Source organism: Mycobacterium sp., assembly GCF_052145595.1.
Taxonomy (GTDB): Bacteria; Actinomycetota; Actinomycetes; order Mycobacteriales; family Mycobacteriaceae; genus Mycobacterium.
This window is the reverse complement of sequence record NZ_JBKQOI010000185.1, coordinates 1-9,302: the sequence shown is the minus strand read 5'-3', so window position 1 is coordinate 9,302 and position 9,302 is coordinate 1. Positions and strand designations below refer to the sequence as shown.

Here is a 9,302-nt window from a genome sequence, read left to right as displayed (position 1 = left end):
CGAAGCATGAGCAGGATTGGCTCGGTCAGCGGGAGAACCCGCTCCTTATTTCGCTTGCCGATGACGTGCAGAACCATCTGCCGGGAGTCGACTGCGGTGATGGGGAGCGTCACCGCCTCGGTAATGCACCTTGGATCTGCTGGACGCTCTGGTGCGCAAGTCGCTGCTGGTCGCTGACCGGTCTTCGGGGCGGACCCGGTTTTCGATGTTGGAGACGATCCGCCAGTTCGCCGAGGAACAACTCGTCGCCAGCGGTGTGGCGACCGAAGCCCGGACAGCGCATGCCCGCTACTTCGCCGGACGCGAAGCCGACATCATGGCCCTGTGGGACAGCCCCCGGCAACGGCAAGCCTACGACTGGTTCACTCTCGAACTGGCCAATCTGCGCACCGCGTTTCGCTGGGCCGCCGACCAGGGCGATCTGGATGTCGCCGCCCCCATCGCCACCTATGTGGGGTGGCTCGGCGGTATGGTCCAAACCTCTGAGCCGGTCGCCTGGGCTGAAGAGCTGATCGAGCCCGCCCGCGCGGTCGACCACCCGCGGCTGGCGTTCCTATACGTGATTGCGTCGTTCTGCTACGCGACCGGACGGATCGATGCGGCTGTCCGCTATTGCGACGCCGGCCAGATCGTTCTCGGCAGGAGCCGCGATGCGCCGCCGTTCGGCATCGAGGGCGTGCTTGGAGCTGTATACCTAGTCATCGGGCAGCCCGAGCGGTTGGCCGAGTTGTGCCGCGCCCAGCTCGCACGCCGCCGCGACACCAACGTCCTCATCCGGGGATGGCTGGTTGTCGCCGTTTCAGTGGCCGGTTGCGGTGGGGAGGCGATGGTTTTCGCGGATGGCCTGATCGAGGCTGCGGAGGCAACAGGGAACCCGTCCTTGCTCGCGTGGGCGCTCTGGGCCTACGGTTTGGCTTTCCGTGACGCGGATCCCGTCGGGGCGCTTAACGCCCTCGGCCGGGGTCTGGTGATCGCGCAAGACAGCGGCAACCGCGCCAACTCGTCAGTCCTAGCGCTGGATCTGGCACGACTTGAGGCCGAACACGGCGGCACCGTGTCCGCATTCGATCACCTCACTCTGGCAATCCGCAACTTCCACAATGCGGGCGACACCACGACGATCCGTGGCCCGCTGGCCATTCTCGCAGCTCTTTTCGACCGGCTCGGACTTTACGAACCGGCGGCCACCATCGCCGGGTTTGCGCTCAGTCCTTTCTCTGCGGCGGCGTTCCCCGAGATCACCACCGCGATCACCCACCTCCGCGATGTGCTCGGCGAGGCGACCTACGAATCGCTCGCCCGCAAGGGCGAAACCATGACCACCGCCGCCATGGCGACCTACGCATACGACCAAATCGACCAGGCCCGAACAGAGCTGAACGCCGTCTCGAAATAGACGAGATATGAGAGTATCGAAAGTCAGTCGGCTCGAGGCGGCACTACATCTGGGCGGCCAATCTCGAGTCCAAGAAGGACAAGGCCATCGAGATCACTACCGAAGAGGTTTACGAGCGGTTCATGAAGTACCTGACAGGCTGCGCCGACCTGTTCCGCCAGGGCTATACTGATGTTTGCCAGTTCACCTGCGAAAACGGCTGATTCAGCCAAATGGCGCAATGTGTTGTAGAACCAAAAGGGTCAGTTCGTAGAGATCGCATTGCGATCTGTTCGGAGGAGGTCGACAAAAGGTGGCTGACAACAGAGCGCGCGCGACGAATATGCGGCCGTACTTCGAGGAGATTCAGGCTCACTACGACCTCTCCGACGATTTCTTCGGGACGTTTCAAGACCCGTCGCGGACGTACAGTTGTGCGTTCTTCGAGCGCGAGGACATGACGCTCGAAGAAGCGCAGATGGCCAAGATCGACCTGGCGCTCGGCAAGCTGGACCTGCAGCCTGGCATGACGCTGCTCGACGTGGGCTGCGGTTGGGGCTCGGTGATGAAACGCGCGGTGGAGAAGCACGACGTCAACGTCATCGGCCTGACTTTGAGCAATAACCAGAGCACGTATTGCCAGCGCCTTTTGGATGACATGGATTCCGGCCGTTCCCGCCAGGTGTTCCTGCGCGGCTGGGAGGAGTTCGACGAGCCCGTCGACCGCATTGTCAGCATCGAGGCATTCGAGGCGTTCCCGAAGGATCGCTACGCGGCGTTCTTTGAGACGTGCTACCGCATCCTGCCCAGCGGCGGCCGGATGGTGTTGCAGACGATCATGGGTCATCCCCTAAAGCGCTGGCCCGAGATGGGCATCCCGATCACGATGACCGACCTGAAGTTCATACGGTTCATCGGCAAGGAGATCTTCCCGGGCGGCGCAGTGCCCTGCGACGAGGACATCGTCGAATATTCCGGCGATGCAGGGTTTTCGGTGGAGCAGAAGCAGCTTCTCGACGAGCACTATGTCCGCACCCTCGATATCTGGGCGAAGAAACTCGAAGCCGCTCACGACGAGGCGGTCGCTGCCACGTCCGACGAGGTCTACGAGCGGTAAATGAAGTACCTGACCGGATGCGCCGACTTCTTCCTCCGCGGCATCAGCGAGGTCGGCCAGTTCACCATCACGAAGAGCTGAGAGCAGGGGGCCCGCCTTCTGGGTTGTGACGTTTCTGTTCACCGACGTCGAGGGTTCGACCCGACGGTAGGAAGCGGACGCCGATGGAATGCGGCGGGCGCTGGCCGCCGCTGACGAGGATTACACGGGGCGATCGACCGGCACGGAGGCTGGTTGTTCAAGCACACCGGTGACGGGGTGTGTGCCGCATTCGCGTCACCAACATCTGCGGTGGATGCGGCGCTGGCTGCGCAGTGGGCAGTGGAGTTGCCGGTTCGGATGGGCATCGCAACCGGCGAAGCCGAGTTGCGTGGGGCGGACTACGTCGGCGCGGTGCTGAACCGCGCGGCACAGGTAATGGCCGCCGGTCACGGCGGTCAGATCCTCTTGGTTGGGCTGACGGCGAGTCTCATCAGTGGAGTTGATCTGGTCGATCTGGGGCCGCACCGGTTGCGGGATCTGCCCACCCCGGTGGGGGTGTTTCAGGTCCGCCTTCGAGAATCGAGTGAACTGGGGGAACCCGTGGGTCAGATCTGGATTGTGCACGTACGTCAGGTCGTTACCGGCCTCGCCAAGCTTTTTTGCGTAAGCGAGGCCGACATCGCGAGCGGGTCGAAGCCATTGGTGACGAGGATAGTCGGCGGCAGGTTAAGGCTAGCAGTAGATCGACCACCGCCTTGACCTGGGCGTCCAATCCCACACGGTGCCAATGATTTAGGCGTCGACAGGTGTTGTGCGCGCGTTGATAAGGGTTGGTCGTTCGCGATCGGCAATACCCGACTCTACGAGCTTGATGACCTCATCGGTGGTGTGTGCTTCGTGGGCGTCCACGCCGTAGCTGGCGGCGGTGCCTACGACATCCAGACCGGGCAGGTCCATTCCGGGAACCCCCGGCGTCTTCTCCCACTTGCCGAACTCTTTGAGGATTCCGTATTCGGCGTTGGAGGCGACCACGATGGTGACCGGGATTTTATAGTGCGCCGCGGTCCACAGTGCGGTGATCGCGTAATGCATGGAACCGTCGCCCATTAACGCCACCACGGGGCGATCCGGCGCGGCGAGTTGAGCGCCAACGGCAGCGGGTAGCCCAAAGCCCAGTCCCTCGCCGGCGGCTGATAAGTGCGAGAGCGGGTTGCCGGGCCGAATAGCGGTGGTGATCGCGAGCTCGTTGCTGCCGGCCTCGCTGACCCAGAGCGTGTCTGCGGGTGCGGCATGACCGACGGCCGCCCACAGTGATTCGGGTTTGAGCGGTGTTTCCGCGTGCTCGACGGCGGGGATCGGGGCGCGTGGCGGTGGAGCGGACCGCTGGGTTGGTTTGGCCGCAGCGAGCAGGGCCTGGGCGGCGCTGCGCAGGTCGGCGATGATCGCGTCCCCCACCGGGGCGCGGGCGGCTTCGTCGGGATCGTTGGTGATGTGAATCAGGCTTGTGCCTTGGGGCAGATAGGGTCCGGGGACTCGCGGGTAGTACCGGAACACCGGTGCACCGATTACCACCACCAAGTCGCGGCCCGTTAACGCTTGGGAGACCCAGCCGGCACCGGGCGGCAGCAGGCCCTGATACAACGGGTGATTCTCGGGGAATCCACTCCACCCGGTAATTGGGGCCGTCCACACAGCGGACTGGGCGCGTTCGGCCAACCCGATCACGGCATCCCAGGCGTCATAGCGTTCCACATCGCCACCCACAATCAGCGCCGGTGAGGTTGCGGCCTCGATGCGCGCACAGATCTGCTCTGCGAGATCTGCCGGAAAGCCGACCGCGTGGGTAACTTTGCGTTCGCGCACCACGGCAACGTCCGCGGCCTGGGTGTCATCGAGTTCGGCCTGCATGTCGTCCATCGGCAACGACACAAACACCGGCCCCATCGGCGGGGTTGTCGCCAAGTGGATGGCATGAGCGAGCACAGCGGGAGCTTCGCTGGCGATTGCCGGTTCGGCCGCCCACTTCACGAACGGCTTAGGCACCGTCGTCGGGTCGATGTTGGTCAGCAGACAGTACTGGTTTTGCATGAAGCGGCGCTGATTTCCTGCGGTGACAATCAACGGGGTCTTGTTCACGAACGCGTTGTAAAGCGCGCCTTGGGCGTTGCCCATACCTGGCGCGGTGTGAACGTTGACCACAGCGGGTCGTCGGGTGATCTGGGCATAGGCGTCGGCCATCCCCACCGGCACCATCTCCTGCAGTCCCAGCACGTAGTGGAAATCTTCAGGAAAATCCTCCAGCAGGGTCAGCTCCGACGAGCCGGGATTACCGAACCATGTGGTCAGCCCGTGCGTGCGAAACAGGTCGAGGGTTGCTTGCCGAACGCTCTTCATGTCGGACCTTCTTCCTTTTATCTTTATCTGCTCATACTCGCCGCAGCGGCGGCTGCGCCGGGTCCACCCAGGCCTGTCTGACCGGCCCCGTTCCGGTCACCGCGATGACCGCGGGTTCGGCGGCCCCGGCCAGCGCTCCGTCGTAATGCGGCGTTCCTGCGACCCGGCGCACGAATCCACCCGGGTAAACCGGGACCGCATTGCCCGGATCGAAATCCGGGCCGCTGTTACACCACCACACCCCGGAGACGACGACGCACAAGCGGTCCGTCACATAGGTGTGGGGTGCGCTCATCCAGCCGGGAAACCACTTCATCAGCACCAGGTAGGTACCTTCTTCCTCCTCGGCGCCCACCAGGACGGCCTCCGCCACGCTGTCCGGTGGAGCCACATCTGGCACCTGCCAAGGGATCTCGTTCGGGAGCGTAATCAGCGTCTGGCGCGGGTCAAGTTTGGACATAGGCTTTCTCGCCGGGTATCGCTTTACCGCGTAGGCGCAACGATGGGAGTGGTGAGGGTGCCGCTGGTCAGGTACTGATCCAGATTGCGCAGCGCCAGGTCGGTCATCGCCGCGCGCGTGCGTGCCGTGGCGCTGCCCACATGCGGCAGCACGACGACGTTGTCCAGCTCGCGGAGTTGTCGCGGCACAACCGGTTCGTGGGCAACCACGTCGAGCCCTGCACCGGCGAGCCGTCCGCGGGCCAACAGCTCCACGAGAGCTTCTTCGTCGACGACGCTGCCTCGGGCGATGTTGATCAGATAACCGTCGGGGCCGAGGGCTTCCAGCACGTCACGGTTCACCAGGGGCTGACCGTCCTTGCCGCCGCTGGTCGCCACCACCAGCACATCGACGGATTTCGCCAGCTCCACTGGTGATGGCGCGTACCGGTAGCCCGAACTGATCAGCTCGTGGCGGTTGTGATAGGCGATGACACAGTTGAATCCGGTGAGTCGGGCGGCTATGGCTGAACCGATGCGGCCCAGACCAAGGATCCCCACCCGCGATCCGCTCACGTCCCACGCCAATGGGTATGGCCCATCGACCTGCCAGCGGCCGGCGCGCACGTAGCGCTCCGCGGCGCCGAAGCGGCGCATCGTCATGAGGACTAACCCGACCGCGGTGTCGGCCACCGTGTCAGTCAGCACGTCAGGTGTATTGCTCACACCAATCCCCAGCCGACGTGCCGTGTCGATGTCAATCGTGTCGTAGCCGTCTCCGAAATGGATGATCGCGCCGAGGCTGGGCAATGCACCCATCAATTCGGCACCGATGGGGACTTGCCCGGCATCGACAATGGCTCTGACCGAACCCGCATGCTCGGCTAGGAAATCCTCACGCCCCGCGTTAATCGGCAGCGCCAGTGCGTCGTACTTCGCGGTCAGCGCTTCGGCGAGCGACGGCGGAACTTCACCTACCTTTAGAACGGTGGTGCCCAACGCAAACTCCCCTCGTCTATGTCGGAAGTAGCCAATTCATCATCGCGGAGACGCTGCTGGCCGTCATTGGTTGTTCCAACAACGTTGGTAAGCCAACGGTGTGCTGACGAACACCGGGCATTCAGACCCCTTTAAGAGACACGCTGGGGCATCCGCTTAGCGGCTTTGGGACGGGAGAGGTGTCGGCACAACCCGTAGGACTTAACTCCGGTCAGGTAATTGCCGTTGAGATCGGTTCGGGCGCTTTGGGTTACACCGCCGTCGGTGAGCGATTCAGTATCGCCCAGCGGATGGAGTCGGTGCCGCCGCCAAGGCGTCCAGCTTCCCGTAGCGTGTTGTACGTCGGTCGTCGTTCGGAGAGGGGCCGTGGTGGAGGTGAGTAGCGTCACCTGGAGGCGGGTCATGATCGTGTTGGCCGTCGTGGCGGTCGTGATCGTCGCCGTTGTGGTCGTGGCGCGGGTCTTGGTGAATCCCGCTGTAGGTCCGAAACCTGCAAAGCCTCCGGTAGATACATCCGGGCCGGTACCTGTCACGTCCACTTCGGTTCCCACTGCGGCTCTGGCTCCGCCACCGCCAGGGTTTCCGGACCTAGATGGGTTCACTGACGTGTCGCACGAACACGATGTGTCCCGCCTCTACGCCTTGGCAACATTTACCAGCCCGACGGGCTTGCAGTGTGCAATGTGGAGCAGCCGTGGAGATACGGCAGCATTCTGCTCCGGGGCGATCCCTGGCCTCGATCATCCGGCGAACCAGGTTTACGCGGGGGACTATAAGGCATATTTCGACCAGAACAGACCTCCCGACACAGACAAGCTCAACGGGAAGCCCTTGGCATCAGGCGAGAAGGTGATCTTAGGCGCCGGAGGAAACCTGATGGGCGGCGACGAGATCACCTGCGGTGTGCAAGACGTTGTAGTCGCGTGCATGTTAATCAGGGGGTTCCGCCACAACCACGGCGACGACACCGCCCAACGGCACGGCTTCGTCCTCGACCCACAGCGAAGCTGGACGTTTTGAGCACTTGGCGCGCGCACCTCACCGATGGCGGCTGCCTTGGCCGGCCGTCGATATCTGTTGTAAAGCTGGACTTTCGTGGGGGCCCAGATGATGTCACGATCGGCGGCTGCGGTTTCGGGTCGGCCAAACCGGTCCACTCAGCGGACCGCATTCTTGCTAAGGCACAGCGACCGACCCGTAATGGGTATTGCTGGTTGAGTCACAACTCAGGGATGGGATCGTATGCCTGAAAAGACACCCAAGAAGGTCCCATCAGCGGGGCGCACCGGTGCCGGATCGAAGAAAACGACACCACGGCAACGTCCAGCCAAACGCCCTCCACCAGCACCCAAGTCAGGCGCCCGCCCTGCGCGGCCAGCAGTGCTCGCTGCGGCTCGGCAGGCGCTGGCGCTGCCGCAACTGCTGGCGCTGGCGCAGCTGCCACAGCCCGCACCAGGGCAAGCCATCAATCTCGGGCCCATTGCCGGGACCGAATCACCCACCGGCGCGCTCGGCGCCGGAGCCGTCGACCTCTGCGAAATATCACCCAGCGGTCTGGTCGCTCTGGGCGGCGACACCTTCTCGGGAAACGCTGCCTTCAGCGGAACGTGGAGCCCATCGATGGCCCTGCAAGTCCAGCCCGGCACCCTTAACGCCAACACAATCCAGTTCAACGGCTCGTTTGGCCAGAATGGCACCCTCTACGCCGACCCCCCGCCTCCCGTCGCAGGCGGTAGTCAATTGCCGGCCGGGACCGTCCAGGTCTTCGGCGTCGACTATGCCTTCGTGACAAGAACGGCGAACCTTCAACCCATCGATACGCGACTGGTACAAATCGACCCCAACAACCCGGGGTGGCCGACCGTTCCCGGGTCCTTGCGGGACGCAGAAAGCTGGCAGAACGGCAACGAAACACAGATCAGCGGCTACCAGGATCCCGACGGTAATGTGTATATCGTCGCCGACGGGTTCGCCCGCGATCACAGCGTGTGGCTCTACCACTGCCCTGCCGAGAGCTTCACGGACCGGAATACATGGTGGGCCTGGGGAATCGGGGACGACGGCAATTGGGCTTGGAATGTGGACCCGACACCTCTTAGCGGTGACCTCTGGGGCGAGCTAAGCCTCCGCTTGATCGAAGGCATGAAAGTTTTGTCCGGGTTCAATGCGAGCACGGGGAATGTCGAGGTCCGGGTGACTGACGACGTGACGCAAGTGTTGGCGCCGGAAACACCAGTGACGGTCGTTGCGACCCAAGAAACCGTTCCGCAAAACTACGGCGGCTACATCGTTCCCGGCTCCACCCTGGATCAGGCGATCATTTTGGTGAGTCAGTGGAATACCATCACGAACGATCCGTACAACGTGCAACAGTTCGTCGTCAATCTCAATCGCTGATACACCCAACCGAGCAATGTTGTGCTGACGTCAGGAGCGCGAGAGCGGTACCACGTTGCACTGCAATGACACCGGTTGTAGCACTCCGGTCACCTCCGATCCCAACCGACCGTGTCTCGAAATAGGACGACATATGAGGCTCTCAAAACTCTGTGTCGGAATCACCGTGAACGCCGACGGCCCCTCTCCTGGAAGTGTCCAACCGCCTATCCTTAGAGAACCTTGGAAACGTCGGGGGCCCGGATCGACGGAGGGTCGGATGACCGCAGCGACCGCGTGCCGCACGTAGCCGGTAGACAAAATGTAAGACAACCGGGAGATGTGAAATCAGCGCCGGTCGCCGCCGGACCGGTTTAGCGTTGAGCTGCGGTGAACAGAGGAGCTGGTGATGACCACTACCGAAGACAAACTCAATGCATTTCTTGGCAAGGCGATCGGGGATCTCGGCGCGTCGGTGAGCGCGGTGCTGATGTTGATCGGCGACGAGCTTGGCTTGTACGCGGCGCTCGCCGGGCACCGTTTGTCAGCAGAGGAGCTGGCGCAGAAGACCGCGACGAACGCACGCTACATCCGCGAGTGGCTGGCGAATCAGGCTGCGGG

The 9,302-nt window shown here is 63.0% G+C and carries 7 protein-coding genes and 3 pseudogenes; 7 read left to right on the top strand and 3 right to left on the bottom strand.

All coding sequences use genetic code 11. The features are described 5' to 3' along the window. Nucleotides 1–130 precede the first annotated feature (130 nt). The 4 genes and pseudogenes from ACLP4W_RS17105 to ACLP4W_RS17090 all read left to right on the top strand — a co-directional run bounded on the left by ACLP4W_RS17105 (nt 131) and on the right by ACLP4W_RS17090 (nt 3,233). The gene (locus tag ACLP4W_RS17105; RefSeq protein WP_442387901.1) at nt 131–1,396 is read left to right on the top strand and encodes a hypothetical protein; all 1,266 of its coding nucleotides are present in this window, start codon (nt 131–133) and stop codon (nt 1,394–1,396) included. Nucleotides 1,397–1,446: 50 nt separating this feature from the next. Continuing rightward, nucleotides 1,447–1,599 (top strand): annotated as a pseudogene (locus ACLP4W_RS17100) (class I SAM-dependent methyltransferase); the annotation flags it as partial. Between the two features lie 119 nt (nt 1,600–1,718). Continuing rightward, nucleotides 1,719–2,573 (top strand): annotated as a pseudogene (locus tag ACLP4W_RS17095) (cyclopropane mycolic acid synthase family methyltransferase). A gap of 210 nt (nt 2,574–2,783) precedes the next feature. Continuing rightward, nucleotides 2,784–3,233: a hypothetical protein gene (locus tag ACLP4W_RS17090; RefSeq protein ID WP_442387899.1), complete on the top strand. Its 450-nt coding sequence runs from the start codon at nt 2,784–2,786 to the stop codon at nt 3,231–3,233. A 33-nt stretch (nt 3,234–3,266) separates the two neighbouring features. On the opposite strand, the gene mdlC is transcribed toward ACLP4W_RS17090, so the two are convergent. From mdlC to ACLP4W_RS17075, 3 genes are all read right to left on the bottom strand, one after another. After that, entirely contained in the window at nt 3,267–4,868 is a 1,602-nt protein-coding gene (gene mdlC / locus ACLP4W_RS17085) for a benzoylformate decarboxylase (protein ID WP_442387897.1), read from the bottom strand. Nucleotides 4,869–4,899: 31 nt separating this feature from the next. Next, the gene (locus ACLP4W_RS17080) at nt 4,900–5,259 is read right to left on the bottom strand and encodes a hypothetical protein (protein WP_442387895.1); all 360 of its coding nucleotides are present in this window, start codon (nt 5,257–5,259) and stop codon (nt 4,900–4,902) included. A 92-nt stretch (nt 5,260–5,351) separates the two neighbouring features. Continuing rightward, nucleotides 5,352–6,305 (bottom strand): 2-hydroxyacid dehydrogenase, encoded by a 954-nt coding sequence (locus ACLP4W_RS17075; RefSeq protein ID WP_442387893.1) that lies wholly within the window; start codon nt 6,303–6,305, stop codon nt 5,352–5,354. Nucleotides 6,306–6,671: 366 nt separating this feature from the next. On the opposite strand from ACLP4W_RS17075, the gene ACLP4W_RS17070 reads away from it, so the two are divergent. The 3 genes and pseudogenes from ACLP4W_RS17070 to ACLP4W_RS17060 all read left to right on the top strand — a co-directional run. Next, the gene (locus ACLP4W_RS17070; protein WP_442387892.1) at nt 6,672–7,325 is read left to right on the top strand and encodes a hypothetical protein; all 654 of its coding nucleotides are present in this window, start codon (nt 6,672–6,674) and stop codon (nt 7,323–7,325) included. 222 nt (nt 7,326–7,547) lie between these two features. Beyond that, nucleotides 7,548–8,702 (top strand): DUF4185 domain-containing protein, encoded by a 1,155-nt coding sequence (locus tag ACLP4W_RS17065; protein ID WP_442387890.1) that lies wholly within the window; start codon nt 7,548–7,550, stop codon nt 8,700–8,702. 388 nt (nt 8,703–9,090) lie between these two features. Then, nucleotides 9,091–9,302 (top strand): annotated as a pseudogene (locus ACLP4W_RS17060) (SAM-dependent methyltransferase); the annotation flags it as partial.